The organism is Bifidobacterium rousetti, from assembly GCF_008698235.1.
GTDB classification, from domain to species: Bacteria; Actinomycetota; Actinomycetes; order Actinomycetales; family Bifidobacteriaceae; genus Bifidobacterium; species Bifidobacterium rousetti.
This window is the reverse complement of record NZ_PEBH01000010.1, coordinates 29,485-50,838: the sequence shown is the minus strand read 5'-3', so window position 1 is coordinate 50,838 and position 21,354 is coordinate 29,485. Positions and strand designations below refer to the sequence as shown.

Annotated in this window: 19 protein-coding genes, 2 tRNA genes and 1 pseudogene; 10 read left to right on the top strand and 12 right to left on the bottom strand. The window is 61.4% G+C overall.

From position 1 onward, the window contains the following. The first annotated feature begins 364 nt into the window (after positions 1-364). The 3 genes from CSQ85_RS10310 (at position 365) to CSQ85_RS10300 (ending at position 1,743) form a co-directional block, all read left to right on the top strand. A complete protein-coding gene (locus CSQ85_RS10310; RefSeq protein ID WP_223846939.1) occupies positions 365-1,015 on the top strand; it encodes a DUF1206 domain-containing protein in 651 nt (216 codons plus the stop codon). A gap of 261 nt (positions 1,016-1,276) precedes the next feature. After that, the gene (locus tag CSQ85_RS13185) at positions 1,277-1,423 is read left to right on the top strand and encodes a hypothetical protein (RefSeq protein ID WP_190973009.1); all 147 of its coding nucleotides are present in this window, start codon (positions 1,277-1,279) and stop codon (positions 1,421-1,423) included. A gap of 110 nt (positions 1,424-1,533) precedes the next feature. After that, positions 1,534-1,743 (top strand): hypothetical protein, encoded by a 210-nt coding sequence (locus CSQ85_RS10300; protein ID WP_150383973.1) that lies wholly within the window; start codon positions 1,534-1,536, stop codon positions 1,741-1,743. 55 nt (positions 1,744-1,798) lie between these two features. Here CSQ85_RS10300 and CSQ85_RS10295 read toward each other — a convergent pair whose 3' ends face one another. Next, the gene (locus CSQ85_RS10295; protein ID WP_223846938.1) at positions 1,799-2,731 is read right to left on the bottom strand and encodes a LysR family transcriptional regulator; all 933 of its coding nucleotides are present in this window, start codon (positions 2,729-2,731) and stop codon (positions 1,799-1,801) included. 128 nt (positions 2,732-2,859) lie between these two features. Between CSQ85_RS10295 and CSQ85_RS10290 the strand changes: the two genes are divergently transcribed. The 5 genes and pseudogenes from CSQ85_RS10290 to CSQ85_RS10270 all read left to right on the top strand — a co-directional run bounded on the left by CSQ85_RS10290 (position 2,860) and on the right by CSQ85_RS10270 (position 6,425). Continuing rightward, a complete protein-coding gene (locus CSQ85_RS10290; RefSeq protein WP_150383972.1) occupies positions 2,860-4,284 on the top strand; it encodes an MFS transporter in 1,425 nt (474 codons plus the stop codon). A 703-nt stretch (positions 4,285-4,987) separates the two neighbouring features. Then, positions 4,988-5,296 (top strand): annotated as a pseudogene (locus CSQ85_RS10285) (DUF3800 domain-containing protein); the annotation flags it as partial. Positions 5,297-5,365: 69 nt separating this feature from the next. After that, entirely contained in the window at positions 5,366-5,626 is a 261-nt protein-coding gene (locus tag CSQ85_RS10280; protein ID WP_150383971.1) for a type II toxin-antitoxin system RelB/DinJ family antitoxin, read from the top strand. Beyond that, on the top strand, positions 5,619-5,900 hold the full coding sequence (locus tag CSQ85_RS10275; RefSeq protein WP_150383970.1) for a type II toxin-antitoxin system RelE/ParE family toxin: 282 nt from the start codon (positions 5,619-5,621) through the stop codon (positions 5,898-5,900). The genes CSQ85_RS10280 and CSQ85_RS10275 overlap by 8 nt, the downstream gene beginning before the upstream one ends. A 57-nt stretch (positions 5,901-5,957) precedes the next feature. Further along, positions 5,958-6,425 (top strand): aminoacyl-tRNA deacylase, encoded by a 468-nt coding sequence (locus CSQ85_RS10270; protein WP_150383969.1) that lies wholly within the window; start codon positions 5,958-5,960, stop codon positions 6,423-6,425. A 65-nt stretch (positions 6,426-6,490) separates the two neighbouring features. On the opposite strand, the gene CSQ85_RS10265 is transcribed toward CSQ85_RS10270, so the two are convergent. The 8 genes from CSQ85_RS10265 to CSQ85_RS10230 all read right to left on the bottom strand — a co-directional run bounded on the left by CSQ85_RS10265 (position 6,491) and on the right by CSQ85_RS10230 (position 16,178). Beyond that, complete coding sequence (locus CSQ85_RS10265) at positions 6,491-7,162, bottom strand: SIMPL domain-containing protein (RefSeq protein ID WP_190973008.1); 672 nt, start codon at positions 7,160-7,162, stop codon at positions 6,491-6,493. A 165-nt stretch (positions 7,163-7,327) separates the two neighbouring features. Next, positions 7,328-7,415, bottom strand: a tRNA-Leu gene (locus CSQ85_RS10260). 242 nt (positions 7,416-7,657) lie between these two features. Beyond that, entirely contained in the window at positions 7,658-9,799 is a 2,142-nt protein-coding gene (gene glgX, locus CSQ85_RS10255) for a glycogen debranching protein GlgX (protein WP_150383967.1), read from the bottom strand. 83 nt (positions 9,800-9,882) lie between these two features. Then, the gene (locus tag CSQ85_RS10250; RefSeq protein WP_150384027.1) at positions 9,883-10,515 is read right to left on the bottom strand and encodes an NUDIX hydrolase; all 633 of its coding nucleotides are present in this window, start codon (positions 10,513-10,515) and stop codon (positions 9,883-9,885) included. Between the two features lie 5 nt (positions 10,516-10,520). Beyond that, a complete protein-coding gene (locus tag CSQ85_RS10245; RefSeq protein WP_150383966.1) occupies positions 10,521-11,510 on the bottom strand; it encodes a Nif3-like dinuclear metal center hexameric protein in 990 nt (329 codons plus the stop codon). Between the two features lie 75 nt (positions 11,511-11,585). Further along, the gene (polA, locus tag CSQ85_RS10240; RefSeq protein WP_150383965.1) at positions 11,586-14,570 is read right to left on the bottom strand and encodes a DNA polymerase I; all 2,985 of its coding nucleotides are present in this window, start codon (positions 14,568-14,570) and stop codon (positions 11,586-11,588) included. A 60-nt stretch (positions 14,571-14,630) separates the two neighbouring features. Then, the gene (locus tag CSQ85_RS10235; RefSeq protein ID WP_107041217.1) at positions 14,631-15,419 is read right to left on the bottom strand and encodes an ANTAR domain-containing response regulator; all 789 of its coding nucleotides are present in this window, start codon (positions 15,417-15,419) and stop codon (positions 14,631-14,633) included. A 153-nt stretch (positions 15,420-15,572) separates the two neighbouring features. Continuing rightward, positions 15,573-16,178: an NUDIX domain-containing protein gene (locus CSQ85_RS10230; RefSeq protein ID WP_150383964.1), complete on the bottom strand. Its 606-nt coding sequence runs from the start codon at positions 16,176-16,178 to the stop codon at positions 15,573-15,575. Between the two features lie 190 nt (positions 16,179-16,368). Here CSQ85_RS10230 and CSQ85_RS10225 point away from each other — a divergent pair. Next, a tRNA-Leu gene (locus CSQ85_RS10225) sits at positions 16,369-16,442 on the top strand. 127 nt (positions 16,443-16,569) lie between these two features. Here the strand turns inward: CSQ85_RS10225 and CSQ85_RS10220 are convergent. After that, positions 16,570-17,673, bottom strand: coding sequence for a glutathione S-transferase family protein (locus CSQ85_RS10220; protein WP_150383963.1), 1,104 nt, complete (start codon positions 17,671-17,673; stop codon positions 16,570-16,572). Between the two features lie 298 nt (positions 17,674-17,971). Here CSQ85_RS10220 and CSQ85_RS10215 point away from each other — a divergent pair, with 298 nt between their 5' ends. Next, on the top strand, positions 17,972-18,832 hold the full coding sequence (locus CSQ85_RS10215) for a transporter substrate-binding domain-containing protein (RefSeq protein WP_190973007.1): 861 nt from the start codon (positions 17,972-17,974) through the stop codon (positions 18,830-18,832). A gap of 553 nt (positions 18,833-19,385) precedes the next feature. On the opposite strand, the gene CSQ85_RS10210 is transcribed toward CSQ85_RS10215, so the two are convergent. Beyond that, positions 19,386-20,798, bottom strand: coding sequence for a DUF3027 domain-containing protein (locus CSQ85_RS10210; RefSeq protein WP_150384026.1), 1,413 nt, complete (start codon positions 20,796-20,798; stop codon positions 19,386-19,388). Between the two features lie 50 nt (positions 20,799-20,848). Then, positions 20,849-21,238, bottom strand: a complete 390-nt coding sequence (locus tag CSQ85_RS10205) for a cold-shock protein (RefSeq protein WP_150383961.1) — start codon at positions 21,236-21,238, stop codon at positions 20,849-20,851. Positions 21,239-21,354 lie beyond the last annotated feature (116 nt).

Genomic DNA, 21,354 nt, shown 5'->3' with positions numbered 1-21,354 from the left:
GCGACAAGGACGGTAACGAGATGGTAACGATGACCGTCACGATGAACCAATCCCAGTCCGATCAACCAAACTTCCCAAAATCCAGAATCGGCTTGATTCCAACGATATTCAGCCCAGTCAAATCCAGTCGGACAAGCCAATCAAACGCCCGCCCAAACAGGATGTCGCGGGTTCAAATCCCGCTGTCCCGACCAAGGGACAGCGGGCAAGCCATCATCACTCCACGAGAATCGAATCGCATGGTCATTGCGCTTTCAGTGTGCTGTGTCAAATAGACAAAGACGCACCGGCATGGCACGTATCATGATCATATGTTGCTGAAGATCGATTCCGAACGTTTGCAAAATACCTTCAGAGCCATCGCATGAACATAGGACGAGGAACGAAGGCATCAACCACAATCGCCACTGTGGAAGGCATATTCCTCATATTAGCCGCTGTGACCACACAGCTGCTATGGCTGTGGCTAACCGTGGTACTCACCATAATGGCAACAGCGGTCACGGTATACTCGGCGAAATCCACTATCATGGCTTGGAAGAATGGCTATACCGCCGAGAAAATGTACCAGGAGTTGGAGCACATGGCAGGAACGGAGAAATACAGCAGTCTGATTGCCATCAGTAACGGCAACAAGTACCTCTTGTACCATGATACCGGCTGGGATTGCGATTTCTTTCCGAACCGTGCGACCAATGAGCTTGAGTCGGAAAATGTCAGAATGCTGACCGACTACCTGTCCAACGGCTTCGACATCCCGAGGGATGACTTCACCCTTACCCGTGTAACTGGAGCGACGAGGGAAAAGTATTCCACCGAGCACGAGGAGACCCGCGTCTACCACTACACGCTCTACCGCGCGGACATCACGCGCATGCCCGATGCGTGGAAGACCGACCGGTTCCACGTGGATTCCAAGGACTGTCGGTGGATGACCACCGACGAGATGCTCGCGGACCCCCGCATCCGAGAAGTCAACAGGGACGTGGTCACCATCGTCAGAGACAACGCCTGACGGATTCCGGCCGAAGATGTCTGGATCTTGCCCCTCGCGGCCGGCATCGTCGCCCTCGTCGCGCCCGCACTCGTACAGGCGTTCAAGAAGTACATCCCCCGCCGACTACGTGGGCCCGACCAGCCTCGGCGTCAGCGTCCTGCTCGGCGTCGTCGCCATCGCCGCCACCAACGGCTCTCATCCCATGACTCCGAAGCACGGAGACGTTCATGCCCGGCTTTGCGACTGTACCTGTGGGATCATGACATGGCCAGCGCGTGCATGGGCGACATCGCCATCCTTGAAGTCGCCTTGCGCAACCACATGGATCGGCAGCTGTCCCTCATCGCCTTGGAGCAGGCCGGCACCGAGGACTGGTACATGGGCGGGGCTGCGTTTCGACGACCGTACTCAGCGTCAGATCCGTGAGGCATGGGGCCATCTCACCATCCAGCAGAAGAAATGGCACACGCATGGCCATCTCGTCGCGGCGTTGACGTTCGGGTTCTGGCGCAATCTGCTGGAGAATTGTCAAGACCGTGCATGCCCTGCGCAACCGGGTCGCCCACCACGAGCCGCTCGTCAACGGCGTCCCGCTGCCGGGCGAGAACCGGCGCATCACACTGGCGGACGCGGTGCGGGCCTGTTTCGATCTGGCGATGATTCTGGACCGGAACCTGTACTCGTGGCTGATGGACAACAGCAAGATGAAACTCGTGCTCGAACACGAGCCACGGTCTATCGAGTAGACGGCGGATGTCACCAATCCCGCAAGCCAGGAGCCGGAAGACAAAGGCCCAAGGATCATGAATGAGGTAGTGCACGGGGTTCGCCAGTAAGGCCGGATAGTGCGGCGATGCGGGAGATAAACGTGCGAATTGCCGGGGTGGCATCGAGCGGATAGAGCAGCCCGTAGTGCATGATGACCGGTTCGGGCCAGTCCACGGCTACGTTGACGAGCTGTGGGTGAATGCCGGCCCACATCGGTTTGGAGATGAGCAGGTCGCCGGATTCGGCGCAGTCGTTGAACGTGTCAAGGTCGTAGCGGTCGATGTCGATCAGATCGATGGCAGGGCATTGTTCCAACAAGTCCCGAGCCGTGTCGTTGGCGCCGCGATGGCGCTTGAGGATGCGGATGCGCGTGCCTTCGAGGTCTTTCAATGTGAGTCGTGCGCGTCTCGCCAGCGTGTGGTTGCGTGGCACGGCCACGCACAGTGGCTCGGAATCGAGGGCGACGGTGCTGCATGTGTCGTTCCAATAGCCGGTGTCGAACGCCGTGGAGATCAGGTCGATGTTTTCGCCAAGATGGGTGATGATGTCGTTGATGGCTTCGGAGTCGTCGGGCATCGACACCAGTTCCAGGCGGATGTCGGTGTGCTTGCCGGCGTCGCGTTGCCATAGGTCGAGGATACGGCGGCCGGGGCGCAGGATGGAAACGCCAAGACGAACGGTGGCGATGCCGTCGGTGCCGCGTTGTTGCGCACGGCGCAGGATCTCCTCGCATTGGCGCACAATCATCCGCGCGTCCTCGACGAACTCTCGGCCGGCTTTGGTGAGTTGCACGCCGCTGCGCGATCGGTCGAACAGCGTCAGACCGTATTCCCTTTCGAACGTATTGACCTGTTTGGCCACCGCCGGCGTGGAAATATGCAGGCGATGGCCGGTCTTGGCGAAGCTGCCGGTCTGCGCGGCGGCGATCACCGCGTCCAGTCTTCTGTCGTACATTGCGACCTCCATAAACCAAAGGTTTATAGGATGTAAACCATAAGCATTTATAAACCGCTGTTTTACTGATGTCTTGAAGAATACCATAGCTACTGCAATAACCAAACGGAAACATGTAAACCAATGGGATATAGGTGAGTATGACATCAATCAACGAATCCGCAGCCCTCGGCCTTGTGTGCGAAGACGAAAGCCTCGAGCGTGAAACCCGTCGCGCATCGCGTCGCTCGGCCCGCTACAGCGCCGGGCTGACCACTTTCGCCACTTCGCTGGCGTTCTTCCTGACCGGTATGGACACCATGATTGTCAACGTGGCACTGCCGACCATCACCGCCGACCTTGGCGGCAATATGGCGTTGCAGCAGTGGATGATCGACGGGTACACGCTGCTGTTCGCCTCGCTGCTGCTGCTCGCCGGCAGTCTGTCTGACAAGTTCGGCGCCAAGCGCATGTTCTTCTTCGGCACGGCATTGTTCGGAGCGGCATCCCTGCTGAGCACCTTCGCGTGGACCATGCTGGTGCTCATCGTCGGCCGTTGCCTGATGGGCGTGGCCGCAGCCCTGATCCTGCCGGCGTCGATGGCCTTGATTAACGAGGCCAATCCCGATCCGCGCCGCCGTGCGTTCGCCCTCGGCCTGTGGGGCGCCGGCTCGGCTTCGGCATCCGCGTTCGGCCCACTGTTCGGCGGTTTGCTCACACCAATCCACTGGAGCCTGATTTTCGCGGTCAACGTGCCGTTCTGCCTGATTGTGCTCGCTCTTGCACCGAAGGTTGCACCATCGCCCACCCGTGCCATCTCGTTCGACTGGCTCGGCCAGACGCTCGCGCTGATTGGTCTCGCCTCGCTGGTGGCCGGCGTCATCGAAATCGGTTCCCTGGGCATCTCCTCGCCGGTGACGCTCGCGCTGCTGTCTGTCGGCGTCGCCGCACTCGTGCTGTTCGTGATCGCACAAGCCAAGGTCGGGCATCCGATGGTGCCGCTGAACCTGTTCCGCAACGACGGCATGCTCATCTCGCTGATCGTGGGCTTCATCATGATCTTCAACTGGTTCGGCATGGTCTTCATCTCCACCCTGTTCCTGCAAAGCGAGCAGGGCATGAGCCCGTTCGCCGCCGGGCTGGTGTTCATTCCCTCCGCGGTGGTCATGGTGGTCACCAACGTGTTCAGCGGGCAGGTCATCAACTCGATGGGCACCCGGTTCACCGTGTCCATTGGACTGATTGCCATGGCCGTCGGGTTCCTTGCCGCGGTGCTGGTGCCGGCTCCAATGCCCGCATGGGTGATCGCCGTCGCCCTGAGCGTCGTCGGCCTTGGCGGCGCACTGGTCACGCCGGCACTGTCTGGACTGGTGCTGGTGAGCGTGGAGCAGAAGCAGGCGGGTATCGCCAGCGCGGTGTTCAACACGTTCCGTCAGGTCGGTGGCGCGATCGGCGTGGCCGTGTTCGGTGTGGTCGCCACCTTCACACCCTCGCTTGACGGCTCCCTGCGCGCCGTGTTCATCGCGGCCGCCCTGCTGCTCATCTGCGCATTCGCCTACGCTCGGCTGCGCTGGGCTGAGCGCTGACTTCGGGTGTCCCGTTCATGGCGATATCCGCCACACTTGAACGACAGTCGTTGGAGACGGGTCGATTATTCCGCATTCAGCTCCAATTAGGGTGAATGGGGAGAGCGGGTCAAGTTCTCTTCAATCACCCGTTCGGAGAAGATCGTCATCATGAAGGGCAGTGATGCTAACAGAGCATCTGGAGCAGTGTTTCGACGCGCCGAGTGTTTAAGCTGTTTCGATGGTCTGGGACGCTAACATTTTGCTAACAATGACCGTCACGACTTACCAATCCGGGTGGTCTGAACAAAGAAATTCAAAACTCAAGAACGGCATAATTCCAACGGTTTCAAGGTGAGCCAAGACCGGCGGCCCGAGCCAAGAACCCCCGATCCTAACAGGATGTCGCAGGTTCAAATCCCGCCGGCCCGACCGAAAGCCCTACTCCCGCTTGGAAAGCAGGGCTTTTTTCTTGATATGTGCCCCCTGCGCGGTAACACTCAGTAACAATGACCGCACACCTTAGCCTCAATTAGATGTGCTGGAAAGAAAAAGCACCAGTGTTTCATGATGTTTCGCATGAGTGACGTTCCGGGGCATTCGCCATTAGTATAGCCATCATGAATCCTGGCTCTTGCATGTCAGAGCTGGTTCTGTCATAATGGTGACGCTTCGTCCCGTAAGGGCAAGGCTCCAAGTCGCCGGGGGTATTCCCCCGGCATTCTTATCGCATCTTAGCGAATTCCAGTCATACAGAACAATCAAGGTGTACTACGACAATGGGCAGCAAATCGTATCGAACGCGCTGAAAGCGTCCATCGGCTATGCGCTGTCCAAGGAGGCTGTCGTATATCGTGATGCGCAGCCGAAGGACTACCGTCTGGAACAGGCCGCCGATCTGATGTGCACCATCGAACTGACGGCAATGAAATTCGATGCCGGCGAGGAGACCGCTACCGACCGGAAGATGTTCAAAGACCGGCGTGACTTCCGTAAAAACTATCTCGAGATTCTGCGACGCAAGCAATTCTGATCTCACCCCGACACCTCCCAATGTGTTACAATGTTCATACATTGGCACTACTTTGGTGAGGAGCTTACGATGGCCGATACCGCGACGATCACTTTCCGCACGGATCCGCAGGTCAAGCGGCAGGCGAAGGAACTGTATGAGTCGATGGGACTGGACCTATCAACCGCATTGAACATGTTCCTGCGCCAGTCTCTGACCGACAACGGTATGCCGTTCCGCGCCACGAGGGAGAACCCGCTGAACATGGAGGCCCGTCGTCAGGCCGACGCCCGGGAAGGTGCCGCGTTCTCGTCTGTGGACGATCTGATGAAGGACCTGATGGATGCTTAGATCCGTCTTCCGCACCACGCAGTTCAAAAAGGACTTCAAAGGACTGCTGAAGAAGCATTACGACCAAGACAAGCTGCGGCGCGCCGTAGAGGCGTTGATGACAGAAGACCGCGAGCTGCTATCGACCAAATATCGCGATCACGCGCTGGTCAACAACTGGAAAGGGTATCGGGAGATCCACATCGAGGGAGACTGGCTGCTCATCTACCGCATCGAACGCGACGAGCTACAACTGGTGCTGACCCGTACCGGATCGCACGACCAGCTGTATTGACATGCGACGCCGGAATACCATCCCAAGTAGAAAAATATCATTGACCGGAGGCACGATATGGCCAGTTATGAACAGATCAGGCAGTTCGCGCAGCTGCATCCCGATCAGGCCCGAATCATAGAACATGAAATCGCGATCATTGACCTGGAGTCCGGCGCGAAGGTGTTCGACATCGCCAAGGCTGCGGCCACCTACATCGTCGAGGCCAAGGAGGGCGTGTTCGCCGTCGTCGCTTCCGCCACGGGGCACCTGAAATGGCGCCAACTCGGCCACGCCCTGGGATTGCACCAGATCCATCTGGCCTCACCGGAGCTGGTCAAGGAGCGCACGGGGTACGACGTCGGCATGGTCGGCCCGCTGTTCCTGGACGGCGTGCGCATGTTCTTCGACAACAGGCTTCTGGAGCATGACACGGTGTACTGCGGCACGGAAGATGCGCACCACACGCTCGCCATCGCACCAACACTCATTGCCGACAGCAACGACATCGCCGGCTACTTCGACAGCAACGAATACCTGAAGTAGACAACCGCGGCTGCCAGAATATACGCCAGAGCATACGCCGACCCCGGGGTTTCATGATGGTTGGTTCACTGCAACGTCCAGATGCAATCCACCCGGCATGAGATGCGGATGGGTTCGGGGATGAACTCCGGAGCTGCCGATTCATCGGGGACACCTGCGAATCCAGTCGGCGCGTACATGCGATCATCTCGGTATCCCCGTCCGCCCCTGCTGAAGTCGTGCTCGATCGATGCGATGGGGCCGAGTTCGGCATCGGACGCCTTGGCGAGTATCTCCGCGTTCTTCCTGGCTTCCTGCACGGCGTATTCAAGCAGCGAGTTGCGCGCCGGCGTTTCGTCGGCGATGCCGAAATCCATGTCGAAGGTGACCGCGGAACCGCAGTCGGACAACGCCAGCCAGATCGGCGCGGCCTTGTCCAACTCCGACGTGGTGACGACGACCTCGCCGGAGTATTCGTATCCCTCGACTACGGTTTTGGCGTAGTAGTAGTCGTTCCTGCCCTTCTTGCAGTACAGGCGTTCGGTATGCGGCCGGAGCGTGAACCGTCTGGTGGACACGTCGGAATCCGGCACCCCCGCCTTCGCGAGCCCATCCCGAACGGCGGCGAGGTTGATGTTGTACGCCTTGGAACACTCCTCCTTGGTGTCCAGACTCTCCTCGATGGTCACGGTCACGGTGAGCTGATCCGCGTCAAAGGACCCTTCGACACTCGCCCCGATCTTTACGGTACGTTCCACGACAACTCCCTTGTTCTGCAACGAACGCTACAGCATCAGACTATCCATCACATCGGACCCTCATCCGTACAGGCATACATACAGGACGACAAGGCACGGAGTGGAGTGATACAGAAATACGAAAAGGCCTCGTGTTTCCACGAGGCCTCAGTCGCATGTTATCCGTGCCCGAGACGGGACTTGAACCCGTACGCCCGTTAAAAATAGGCACTAGCACCTCAAGCTAGCGCGTCTACCATTCCGCCACCCGGGCAGGTGTCGATCAGACAACAGATGGAGACTTTACCCATAGTTTGACGATTCGTCAAACCGCGTGTCGCGCCGATATTTCGATGCCGACTTCTCTCCCCCAGTCAGCTGCCGCTGACAGCCCCCTCGTCAGAGGGGGCCGACCAACGGGAGTGTGCTTCCGCTCCTCGCCCCGACTGTCCGCTGGCCGGCCTCTCGTCAGAGAGACAGCCAGCGGACAGGAAGGAGACAGGAGACAGAAACGCTTCAGAAGTTGCGCGGCTGCTTCGGTCGCTCCGCGCTCATCAGCAGCATGAAGCTGCGGGATTGCGCGGTGATCGTGAACCCGGCCTCGTAGTTCAGCACCGGACCCTTCGGGTTGTGCGTGTCGACGATCAGCTTCCACTTGTGGCCGTAACGCTCCTCGGGCAACGTGAACTGGATGGGCTCGTAGTGCGCGTTGAAGATGAGGATGAAGTCGTTGTCGACCATCGGGTTGCCGTAGTAGTCCAGCTCGGGGATGTCCGAACCGTTGAGGTACACCATCATCGAGAAGGCGTGCGTGTTCTGCCAGTCCTCCATGTCCATGATGGAGCCGGTGTGGTCGAACCATTCGACCTGCGGGATCGTCTCGGTGTCCTCCCCCGGCTCGCGTCCGGTGAAGAAGCGACGCCGGTGCAGCACCGGGTGATCGAGGCGCAGGTGAATGAGCTTCGAGACGAACTCGAACATGTCCTCGCGCGTGGAGTCCAGATCCCAGTCGGTCCACGAGATCTCATTGTCCTGGCAGTAGGCGTTGTTGTTGCCTTGCTGGGTGCGCTCGACCTCGTCACCGCCGCAGATCATCGGGATGCCCTGGCTGATCAGCAGCGTGGAGAACATGTTGCGGATCTGGCGCTGGCGCAGCTCGTTGACGTCGGGGATGGTGGTGGGGCCTTCCACGCCGCAGTTCCACGAGCGGTTGTTCGACTCGCCGTCGCGGTTGCCCTCGCCGTTGGCGTCGTTGTGCTTGCCGTTGTACGACACGAGATCGTTCATCGTGAAGCCGTCGTGCGCGGTGATGAAGTTCACTGAGGCGACCGGTCGGCGGCCGTTCATCTGGTACAGGTCGGACGAACCCATGAGGCGCGAGGCGAACTCGGGCAGCGTGGACGGCTGCGAGCGCCAGAAGTCGCGCACGGTGTCGCGGTAGCGGCCGTTCCATTCGGACCAGCTGGACGGGAATCCACCCACCTGGTAACCACCGGAGCCGAGATCCCACGGTTCGGCGATGAGCTTGACGCGGCTAATGACCGGGTCCTGCTCGACGATGTCGAAGAACGCGGAGAGCTTGTCGACCTCCTGGAACTGGCGGGCCAGGGTCGCGGCCAGATCGAAGCGGAAGCCGTCGACGTGCATCTCCGACACCCAGTAGCGCAGGGAGTCGGTGATGAGCTGCAGGGCGTGCGGCGAGCGCATGAGCAGCGAGTTGCCGGTTCCGGTGGTGTCGAAGTAGTGCTGCTGGTCGTTGTCGACCAGACGGTAGTAGGAACGGTTGTCGATGCCCTTGAAGCTCAGGGTCGGGCCCATGTGGTTGCCTTCGGCGGTGTGGTTGTACACCACGTCGAGGATGACCTCCATGCCGGCCTGATGGTAGGCCTTGACCATGGACTTGAACTCGTTGACCTGCTGGCCGCGCTCGCCCGCGGACGAGTAGGCGTTGTGCGGGGCGAAGAAGCCGATGGTGTTGTATCCCCAGTAGTTCGACAGGCCCTTCTCCTGCAGGAAGGAGTCGTTGACGAACTGGTGGATCGGCATGAGCTCGATGGCGGTGACGCCGAGCTTCTTCAGGTATTCGATGACCGTCGGGTACGCGAGGCCCGCGTAGGTGCCGCGGATGTCCGGCGGCACGTCCTTGTTGAGGTTGGTCATGCCGCGCACATGCGCCTCGTAGATCACGGAGTCGTGGTACGGGATGCGCGGGTGCTGGTCGTTGCCCCAGTCGAAGTACGGGTTGACGACGATGGACTTCATCGTGTGCGCCGCGGAGTCGAGGGTGTTGACGTTGTACGGGTTGTCCGGCGAGGAGAACCGGTAGGAGAACAGGCTTTCATCGCCGTCAATGTTGCCTTCGATGGCCTTGGCGTACGGATCGAGCAACAGCTTGGAGGGGTTGCAGCGCAGGCCCTGGTTGGGGTCGTACGGTCCGTGCACGCGGAAGCCGTAGCGCTGTCCCGGCTGGAGGCCGGGAATGTAGTTGTGCCAGATGTAGGAGTTCTGCTCGGTCATCTGGATGCGCGTCTCATGGTCGTCATCGTCGAAGAGACACAGCTCGACGCTGTCGGCGACCTGAGAGAACAATGCGAAGTTGACTCCGGCGCCGTCGTAGCTGGCGCCGAGCGGATAGGTTAAACCCGGTCGTATCTGCATACTCACCAGTATCGCACCTCCAATCGAATGAATGTGTGGTGTTGTATGAACAGTGGGTGTTCGTTTTGGACGTTTTACCTGTCCTATGCCCCCGTCCGTGTGGACAGGCGACGCAGGGCCTCGTGCTGGATCGCGATGATCGAGTTGGAGGCGGTGACGCGTGTGGCGGTCAGGGTGTCCCAGTCCACCCACGCGGATTCGACGTGCTCGTCGGGGTCGAAGTGGGTGTCCCGACGCGTCCACGAGTCGAGATGGACGACCATGATGTGGGCGAGTTCGTCGGTCATGCCCTCGGACGAGTAGTAGTCGCCGACGTGGTCGATGCGCATGCTGTCCGGGGATGCGGGTGCGATGCCGGTCTCCTCGGCAAGCTCGCGCAGCGCCGCCTGTTCGACCGTCTCGCCGTCGTCCATGAGCCCGGCGGGCAGGCCGTAGGCGAAGATTCCGCTGCCCGCGCGGTATTCGCGTTCGATCAGGTAACGGTCGGTCGCCGTGTCGTGCACGAGCATGACCACGCAGGGCGCGTGTCGGAGCACCTGCCGCCGGATGCGCACCTGATCGCCGGAATTGGTGGTCAGGGCGATGGTCATGTCGTCCACATGGAAGATCGCGCCGCGGTACACCTCGCGGCTGTCGATCACGGTCGCGGGCGTGTTCATGTCGATGCCGTCGGAGCTGGCGTCGAGCGCGGTCGATGTGTTCGTCGCGACTGTCATGTCGGTCATGCCGCCTTCCGATCGGTCGATTCCGGCGATTCCGCCGATTCCACTGATTCCGGCTTCGCGGGCTCCGGCGCGAAGACGCGGCCTCCGTATATGCCGAACGTCCACGGATCCGTGTTGCGCCGGAGCCAGTCGACGTCCACGCGTTCCCCGCACTCGCGTTCGATCGCGGCCGGGACGTCCTCGATGGCGTAGCGCAACCACATCGATTCGATGGCGGAGTGCGGCGTGTTGATGAAGCAGGGACGCACCTGCCCGTCGCCGGGCTTCCCGCCGCGATCGAGCACGATGCCGTCCGCGCGCATCGCCGCCTCGTACCGGGCCTGTTCGATCGCGTCGGTAACGGGGTGATGACGCAGATCGCTGGTCACGTACACGTCGACGCCGGCGGCGCGCACCTCGTCGAACAGCGAGTCGCCGGAGCCGGGCAGCACTGCCACGGTGGAGACCGGCGTGTCCGGGTCGCCGCACACCTGCACGCCGAGCGCGGTGTCGACCGGCAGCGCGGCCGCCACGCGTCGCGCGAACGTCTCGAGGCTGACCGGCTCGCTCAGACGCCCCACGCGGCCCAAGCCGACCGCGTGCGCGGAGGACGTGTCGTCGACGGGCGTGAGCGGACGCTGGTCGACGAGCCCGAACCCGTCCGCGGCGGCCTGGGCGACGCCACGGTATGCGGCGTCGGCGTTCGTATGTCCGACCCACAGCGCGCAACCGGCGCGTGACAGCCTGTCGACGATGGCGCCGCGGAACCCAAGCCCGGAGACCTGATGCACCGATCGGAAGAACAGCGGATGATGGGTGACGAGCAGGTCGGCGCCACGCTCGATGGCCTCGTCGACGACCGCCGACGTCGGGTCGGCGGCGAAGGCGATGCGCGTGACCGGCCGGACGAGGTCACCGACGATGAGCCCCGGTTCGTCCCACTGTTCGGCGTACCGCAGCGGGTACAGCGTCTCCAGTACGTCGATGACCTGTTTCAGATTCGGCATGATTCCGGTTCCTCCTTCGTTCCGCCGCCGGTGCGCCGGCGCCGGCGTGTCAGCGCAGTGTGTCAGCGCGATATGTCAGTGCGCGGCGAGCTGCCAGTCCGATCCGATGCCGGTGGACACGTCCAGCGGCACGGCGAGGCTGACCGCGCCCTCCATCGCCTCTCGCACGAGTTCGGTGGCCTTGTCGGCCTCCCCCGGCGCGATCTCGACGACGAGTTCGTCGTGGATCTGCAGGATGATCCGGCTGGCGAGTCCGGCGGAGCGCAGGGCCTCATCGGCGCGGATCATCGCGATCTTCATGATGTCGGCCGCGGTGCCCTGGATCGGGGCGTTGAGCGCGGCGCGTTCGGCGGCGTCACGAGCCACGCGGTTGGTGGATCGCAGGGCCGGGAAGTAGCGGCGACGGCCGAACATCGTCTCGGTGTAGCCGCGTTCGCGCGCCTCGGAAACGCACGATTCGAGGAAATCGTGCACCTTGCCGAAGGTGGCGAAATACTTGGCCTTGAGCCCTTCGGCCTCGCTCGGGCTGATCTTGAGCTGCTGCGACAGGCCGTACGTGCTCAGACCGTACGCCAGTCCGTAGCTCATCGCCTTCACATGGCTGCGCTGGTCGGCGCTGATCTGGTCGACCGGGATCTGGTAGACGAGGCTGGCGACGTAGCGGTGGAAGTCGGCGCCGCTTCTGAACGCCTCGATGAGCGCCTCGTCGCCGGACAGGTGCGCCATGATGCGCAGCTCGACCTGCGAGTAGTCGCAGCTCATCAGCGACTCGAACCCCTCCCCCGGCACGAACGCGGAACGGATCTCGCGTCCGGCGGCGTTGCGGTTGGGGATGTTCTGCAGGTTCGGGTCGACCGAGCTCAGGCGCCCGGTGGCGGCGACGGTCTGCTCGAACGTCGTGTGGATGCGCCCGTCGGCCGGGTTGACCGCGTCGATGAGCGTGGCGACGATCTGACGCAGCTTGTTGGTCTCACGGTGGCGCAGCAGGGCGCCGAGGAAGCCGCTGGCGCGCTCGTTGTCCACGTTGCGCACGTACAGGGTCTGCAACGCGTCGGCGTTCGTGGTGTACGAGCCGCTCTTGGTGCGCTTGGTGGGCTTCAGGCCCATGTCCTCGAACAGCACCTTGGCGAGCTGCTTGGGGCTTTGCAGGTTGACACGGGACCCGGCGTTGTCCCAGGCGATCTCCTGCGCCTGGTTCGCCTCGGCGGCGAACATGTCGCGCAGGCCGTCGAGACGGCGCATGTCGATCTTCGCGCCCTCGTTCTCCATGCCGAACAGCACCTCGGAGACCGGCAGTTCGATGTCGGCGAGAAGCTTCATCTGCTCGTATTTTCTGACTCTGGGCTCAAGCTCGCGTGTCAGGGCGGCGACGATGACGGCGTGGCGCAGCATCGTCCGATCGCGCCGATCACGCTCGGCCGCGGCTTCGTCGGCCTCGCCGGTGCCGTCCCCGGCACCATCCCCGGTGCCGCCATCGCCGGTGGCCGTCTCGTCGCCGAAGTCGAGCAGCCCCTGCGTGGCCTGCCGCTTCTCCTCCTCGAACTGCATGTCGAGGAACTGCGATGCGGCCTGTTCCAGCGTGTCCGCGTGGAAGTCGGGGCGGATCAGGTAGCCGGCGAGCTTGGTGTCGAACGCGGGGCGCGGCATCGTGACTCCCACGGAGGCGAGCAGATGCAGATGCTCCTTGTAGCCATGCACGGCGAGGATGCCGGCGTGGCGGGAAAGCAGCGCCGTCAGCGCGGCGGCCATGCCATCGTCTTTCCCGGCGGCGCCGGCTTCACCGGCATCTCCTGCACCCCCTGCACCTCCTGCAAGCGGGGCGTCGACGACGAGGGCCTTGCCTCCCCTGCCTTCGGCGTCCATGCCGGCGACCAGTGCGAGCGCCCCGAGCGAGGCCCTGCCGGGGCGTGCGTCGCCTTCGGCGTGGAGGATGAGGGCGGCCGACGGGGCATCCCCCTTCCCGTCATCCGGATTCGACGTCAGATACGCGCGCTCCCACGCCTCCACGTCCGTCGGCGTCGCGGCGCGATCCATCGTGGGCATCGGCAGCGACGACGCGAACGCATCGTCTCCCGACACGTCGGCACCATCGCCCGCAGCGGCCCCGCCCGCGGCCGGACGGGAGGGACCGGACGTCTTCGCGTCACCGTTCGAGAAGGTCCTGAGCACCTTGCTTTTCGTGCGCGGACCGAACTCGAGTTCCTTGAACAGCCGGTCGAGGCCCGCGGAATCAGGCGAACCGAACGTCAGATCGTCAACCGTGACGCCAAGGTCGAGATCACGCACGAGCGCGTTGACCTTGCGGTTGAGCATCACCTGGTCGAGGTTGGCGCGCAGGGCCTCGCCCTTCTTGCCACCGATCTCGTCGGCGTGCTCGCGGATGGCGTCGAGGGAGCCGTACTGGTTGATCCACTTGGCGGCGAACCCGTCGCCCACGCCCGGCACGCCGGGGATGTTGTCCGCGGTCTCGCCGCGCAGCGCGGCCAGATCCGGATACTGGGCGGGCGTCACCTTGTACTTGGCGACGACCGCATCGGGCGTCATGTGCTTGAGATCCTTGAAATGCTGACCCGGATACAGCACGGTGACGCGGTCGTCGATCAGCTGGAACGCGTCGCGGTCTCCGGACAGGACGAGCGTGCGGTATCCGGCGCGCTCGCCCATCGTGGCAAGCGTGCCGATGACGTCGTCGCCCTCATAACCGGGCTTTTCGATGTAGGTGACGCCGAGCGCCTCCAGCAGGCGCTGGATGAGCGGCAGCTGGGTGAGCAGCTCCTCGGGGGCCGCCTCGCGCGTGCCCTTGTACTGGGGCAGCAGCGTGTTGCGGAAGGTGCCGCCCTTCACGTCGAACGCGACGGCGAGGCGATCGGGGTGCTCCGACTCGATGACCTGCGAAAGCATCGAGGAGAAGCCCCACACCGCGTTGGTGGCCTGACCGGAGGATGTGGAGAAGTTGTCGACCGGAAGAGCGAAGAACGCGCGGAACGCCAGCGAATGGCCGTCAACGACCAGCAGCGTTCCGCGCGTTTCGATGGTCTCAGTGGATTCGGTATCCGCCATGATTCCTTAACGTGGGTTCCTTACGGGTTCCTTGGGATCCGTGCGATCGCGCACGGGATCTCAGTGCTCGTCGCGTTCCGGCTTGGGGTCGCCGTACTTCGCGATGATGGCCATGGCCAGACGCTTCTTCGGGATGCGCTGGTCCATCGACGTCTTCTGGATCCAACGGAACGCGCCCTGCTCGGAGAAGTCGGCCTTGTCCATGAGCAGGCCCTTGGCGCGGTCGACGAGCTTGCGCTCCTCGAGCGTGTCCTGGGCCTTCTGCAGGTCGGCCTGAGCCTTGGCGAGCTCCTCCTGGGTCTCCTTGAGCTTGTTCTCGCTGCGCTCGACGTTGTCGAGCAGATCGTTGATCTCGGCGAAGCGGCCCATCGCGACCTCGAGGGCCGGGATGAGCTTCGACTCCTCGTACGGCTTGGTGACGTAGGCCATCGCGCCGGCGCCGGTGGACTTCTTGACGAGATCGGGCTGCGAGAACGCGGTGAGCATCACGACCGGGGCGATGTTCTCGTCGCAGATGATGCCGGCCGCGGTGATGCCGTCCATGCGCGGCATCTTGACGTCCATGCACACCACATCCGGACGCTTGGCACGCGTCAGTTCGACGGCCTCCTCGCCGTTGGCGGCCTCGCCGACGACCTCGTAGCCGTTGTCCTCGAGCATGCCGACCAGATCCATGCGGTTGACGGATTCATCCTCCGCCACGACGACGGTGCGCTTGCGGTTCTCGTCCTGCTCGGGGGCCGCCGCCTCCCTGATGTTGGTATCGCCACGAGCCACGGCCTCGAGCTCCTCCTCGGTGAGCACCGGTTCCATCTGCGGAGCCTGATCAGCGGTCTTCCTAGCAACCATGCCAGTCCCTTTCCTCTACGTGCGTTGTATCTGATTCTGTATTCTCCGTGATTTTAGCGCATAAGCACGATTGGCCGTAGAACGACGTGCCAGCGACCCGATCCGACGGGTCGCCGGCTGACGACTCCCCCTGACGGCTCTCCGGCCGACCGCTCAGTCACCCTCGACTTCGGACAGGCCCGAATGCATGCGCAGAATCGCGATGACGGAGTTCGCGTCGATGACGGTGCCGTTGACGACCATCTGGTACGCCTCGTCCACGGTGTAGAGACGGACCTCAGAACGCGGTGTCTCCGGTCCGATCTGGGTGCGGTCCGCCGGCACGGAGGTGAGGCCAGTCGCGTAGTACAGGGACGTGTACTGGGTGGTGAAGCCCGGCGTGTTGACGTAGCGCATCACCTGACGGAACGACTTGGCCTCGTAGCCGGCCTCCTCGCGCAGCTTGCGCTTGGCGACGTCGAGCGGACGCTCGTCCGGGGTGTTGGCATGGCCGCCGGGGATCTCCAGCGTCCAGCGGTGGATCGGGATGCGGTACTGCTCGACCATCGGGATCCTGCCGTCATCGGTCAGGGCGACGACCGCCACGGAGTCGCCGTTGTTCACATGGACGACGGTGCGCTCGATGCTGCCCGCCTGCGCGGATTCGAACTTCACGTCGTCGATGTTGAAGTAATGGCTGGTCAGCACCTGCCTGCGGGATTCCTCCTTCAGCGGAGCAGGACGCCAGGGGTCGAATGGACGGTATGTTTCGTTGGTCATGGTCCCTCCTAGATCGTTTCCCATAGGAAAACCCTAGGAACCATTGTAGTTCGGGGAGTTTCGATGCGACCGCAGGCACGCTGTAGGCATGTCACGAGCATGTTGCGACACCGTCATGTGACCCGGGTCGCGAAAATGTGGTACATTGTCTCGAGTGCTTTCAGCCGCTTGGCGCGAATTGCACGGGATCGCCCTCGTATCCCAATTGGTAGAGGAAGCAGCCTCAAAATCTGCGCAGTGTGGGTTCGAGTCCCACCGAGGGCACTTGAGAGCAAAGGACCGTGAATTGCTGGAGTTCCAACATTTCACGGTCCTTTTCATTTTGACAACAAATCCGATAACAAACCGGATCGGTTAGACAAATAGGAACATGTATCCGTCCCACGCGAGCCTATCGTGCGAATTTCCAGAGCTTCTCCAGCCCCGCAGTGCCGGGGCCGGAGTACCGGCTGTCCCCCGACAATCCCGACCGATCCACTGGCTCAAGCCAACGTTGCAGGTATTCCGGCGTTCCCGCCTCGGTCTCTCCCGCGAACGGTGAATCGAAACCAAGATCGCGCTTCGAATAGAGGAAGTATTCACCGTTGTCGTCAGGAATGAAGCCGAGCGTGTATTTCTCCTCGTCATCGATGAACCCCGGCGTCTGGAACAGATCCCGGCTGTACGCCCACAGGTTCGGGTAATCCCACACATGCAGCGCATCATCGCCCAGTCGCCGCGCAATGCCGGGACGGTACACCGATTCGTAGGCGGATAAAGTCTGGAACAGGCGGATGTCACTGTCAGTCAGATTCGGGCCGAACAGGTAGCGCCGTGTTTTTAGACGGTAGTCGTAATCGTCAAGTCTGGCATCGAACACCTTATAGGCGCGGCGAGCAGCGTCAAGCGAGTCATCGAAGATGACCTTATACGTGCCATTGTTGATATCATCATAGATCTGCTGGTTCAGCAGGTCGATGTCTGCGCGTAACGGTTCGGGGTAGAGGTCCGGGGCGTCCTCTTTCCAATACGGCTTCCAAACTGTTTCGAAGTCGAGCGGCAACGTGTGGTAGTTATTCGAAACGACCTTGCCGGTCAGCTCATCCACCACGGCAGGTGATGTCGCCTTACCGGTGTAGCCGGGGTCACCCGCGCGATAAAACTCACTTAGTCTTGTGTAACCGAATTTGGAACCCAAACCGTCCGGAGTCAATGCCCATCCATACGCATCCCCTGGTTCAAGGTTCTCTACAGCGATGACCTTGTCCAGACCGAGCAGTCGTATCGCGATTCGTTCTCTCCGGTTCCAACCGCATTCGAGTGCACCTATCAGACGGTATCTGTTCGGAATGACCGGAACATTTCCCTCTCCGTAGCCGAATCTGTGATCGAAATACGTCGGTTGGCAGACGAACAAGCCATCGCTTGTAGCGTTGCCGTTATCCGTGCGGTCGGTTTTCAACAGTACTCCGCATGCCTGAGCCACCCTATGGCTGCCGAGTGTGATTCCCACCATCGTCGTTCCCCCTGATGTTCGTCGAGATTAATGGCAGCCGATCGACGCACCTCCTCAATCGTCTGCATCCCATCCAGATAATCACACGGCAACATATGGGCATGCAATAGAATTCATACGAAAAATCTATACCGGCTCATATGTCCGGTGCTCTTCCCCGGTTTGATAACCGGTTATTAATATCCGATATGCGACGTAGACATGTCGCATGATCATCGGGACATAGCATTGTCGTTGACGCTTTGGGTAGGGGGATGCCCGAATGCGGAATACATACGAGAGAGGGAAGTCCATCGAAATGAGCAATCGCACAATCGGAAAGGTTCTGTCCGCTATTGCATGCTTGGCCTTGATCATGCCTTTGGCATCCTGCGGAAGCGGCTCATCGTCCAATGATGCCGGAGACACGCAGAATGGAGTCCGGACCGTTCAGGCCGTAACCTACGGCTTGCCGGCGCCGTTCACGTTCAAGGATGCAAGCGGACAGGTAAGCGGGCAGAACATCGAGCTCACCGAAGCAATCTTCAAGCATCTTCCACAGTACAAACTCAAGTGGAATGTTGCCGATTTCTCCGGGCTACTCACCGGCTTAGACGCCGGACGTTATCAGATAGGCGTCAACAACATGAGTAAAACCAAGGAGCGTGAAGCGAAATACCTGTACAGCGATCCGATCTATTCGAACCGCTACGTCGCTGTATTCTCCAAGCGCGCGGGAATCACGAAGCTGAATTCACTGGCTGACTTGGCGGGATTGAAAGTGCTGGTCTGTTCAGAAGGGTGCAACGTGTCACTCGCATTGGCGAAATACAACAAAGAACATCCTGATAAGGCGTCGAATCTCGTGTACAGTCCGCTGTCTACCGCTGACGCGATTCGACAGGTGGAAAACGGCACTGGTGACGCCTATCTGCTGGACGAACCCACGTTCGGTTATCTGAAGAAGAAGGTCGGATTCGACGCGCAGCAAGTCGAACTGTCCGAAGACGCCCAGAAGGAACTTTCTCCCGACAGCTACAGCTATCTCATCTTCTCCAAGGACCAAACCCAGCTGCGCGACGACGTGAACAAAGCGTTGAAGGAAGTCATCAAGGATGGTACATCTAAGGCCATCGACGAGAAATGGTTCGGCTCTGATCAGACGCCGACAAACGAGTGATCGTCTGAGACAGCTGCTCTTAGCAGAAACGCAAAGTCTTATCTCGTCGCGAACAGCGAGGTCAACGAATTTGACGATTCGATGACTTGGAATGGCGCGTCGCGTCCATTCTGTTCACCATGCCAGTGTCCTCGACGCTGGCACATCTGTTCCACCCGACTGCCGCCCGGCGTGAGGAAATGGAATTGCATCGCTGACTGGCACTGACCAACACGAATTGCTGCCGGTCAGTGTCGATAATGCGGTTTTATGCGTTGAACGGCAGCATACGATCGCACCGCGAAGAATGGCTGCGGTCAGATCGTTGGAAAATGGCCGTTTCTGGCCATGATGTTTTCATATGGACTGGGTGGTGCTGCCGTTCAACGCGGCAAAAAGGAAAATCTTTGTTGAGCGGCAGCGGATTCTGCCACTCAACGTAGATAATGCGTATTCCCGCGCTGAACGGCAGCAAATCTCGCTCAGCTACCACATTCCTCATGCGAGTTTATTGCCATCTATGAAAAAGGGCTGTGTCGGTATGACCGACACAGCCCTTCGGTGTCTCTATCAGTTATTCGGCCCGTTCGGTGACGGTTTCGTCGGGGTCGTCATCGACGTCGGGCAGATCAGATCCCTCCGACTCGGCAGGTTCGCCCTCAGCGGATTCGGAATCATCCTCATCACCGGAGTCATCCTCGTTCTCGGAATCTGCGGAGTCCACGGAACCATCGGAATCGACATCGTCAATGTCGTCCGTGTCATCCTCGTCGTCCGGGTCTGACTCGGAGTCCGTTTCCGTTTCGCCGGCCAGGTCGATGACGGCCTCCACTTCGGGGACGGTGTCGTCGTCGGGGACGGTGTTGTCGGTGACGTCTTCGGAGTCGGCGTCGATCTCGGTGTTCTCCTCGATGTCCGTCTCAACGGCCTCATCCGCGTCATCCGTATCGTCAGCGGTATCGTCCACCTCGTCCGCGGTATCGTCCTGCGATTCGAGCAGTTCGATCTGGGAGCGGTCCTCGCGCGGGCGCTGAGCGACGATGTCGATGTGCAGGTCGTCGAAGGCCGGCTTGGACTGCACCCACAGATGGGTGGGCTCCGGCGGCTCGATCTCGGAGTGCTCGCCGCAGCCGTGGTCGAGCGAGACCACGCGGCCGTCGTCCGGGCTCCACTTGTTGGCGCACACGCCGAACAGCAGGTTCAGTTCGCCCTTGAGCGGCACGAAGAACCCGCAGGTCGAGCACAAGTTACCGGCGGCGGTCTTCGTGCTCATGGCCTTGGGGCCACGCGGCCCCTCGTACCAGCGTTTCGCCGTCTGCGCACGGCCGAGCGGCGACATCACATGGCGACGGGACAGGTCGAACTCCTCGACCGCCTCGTCGATGTCCTCCTCGGAATCGACCGGCCTGACCGCGTCCTCGCCATCGGAGGCGGCGGCAGCGTCGGCATCACCATCATCGACACCGCTCTCGCCGGCGGAGTCCGCGGCGACGTCGGACGCATCATCGGTCGTGTTCTCATTCTCAACCGCGCCCTCGCCGTCAGCGGCGGAATCAGTGGAATCAGCGGCGTCACCCTTCGGCTCGGTACGGCGGAAACCGTCCTCGAGACGGGGGTCATCGGGGTCGGTGCCGATCGAATCGGTGGGGGCGAGATCGGTGGGTTCCAGCCGGTCCTTCCACGGCACCCACGCCGGCGGCATCAGCGCGTCGGACGTGGGGATGAGCGAGGACTCGTTGACCGTCCACCGGTCGAGCTCCTCGTCGTGGTACAGCGTCACGGACCACTGCCATCCCTCGTATCCGCGGATGTGCGCGGTCATGCGGAAGTCGGTCACGCCGTCGCCGAGGTCGATGGCGTCGACCACATCGCCAACCTGCTCCGGCTCCTCGGCCACTTCGATGGCCACGGAACGGGCGAGGTCGCGGGGATCGACCTGCGGCTCGCGTTCGCTCTCACGAGGGGACACGGATTCGTTCACGGCCATCTCTCCCGCGTCGGTGATGTTGGTTTCGCTGGTGTCACTCATATGGTGGTTCAGTCCTGTACGTCGAAATTATCCGCCACGGCACGCAGCAGCGTGGCCAGTTTGTGGCTCTCCGCGGTGGAGGGGTAGCGGTGACGGCGCAGCGTGTTGCCGGCGGAATCGAGCATCTTGATGAGGTCCTCGCAGATCGCGGCCATGTCGTCCGGCTTCGGGCGCGTGGCCTTGACCAGGGACGGCGCCGAGGCGATGGGGGTGACGTCCATGGCCTGCGGGCCCTTGCGCCCCTCGACGACGGAATACTCTACCTTTGCGCCCTTGCGCAACGTGGTGGTGCCGGCTGGCAGCGCGGCCGCGGGCAGGAACACGTCCCCGCCTTCATCACTGGTGATGAAGCCATATCCCTTGGCGGCATCGAACCAACGAACTCGACCGGTGGGCATCGTACACTCTCGCTTTCCTACTCCAGATATTGCTAAGCCGATTTATTCTACCGCATCGCCCCGTCACACGATTTGGTTCCCTCGCCCGTGGCGAATATCACGCGGGCGAGGGACCA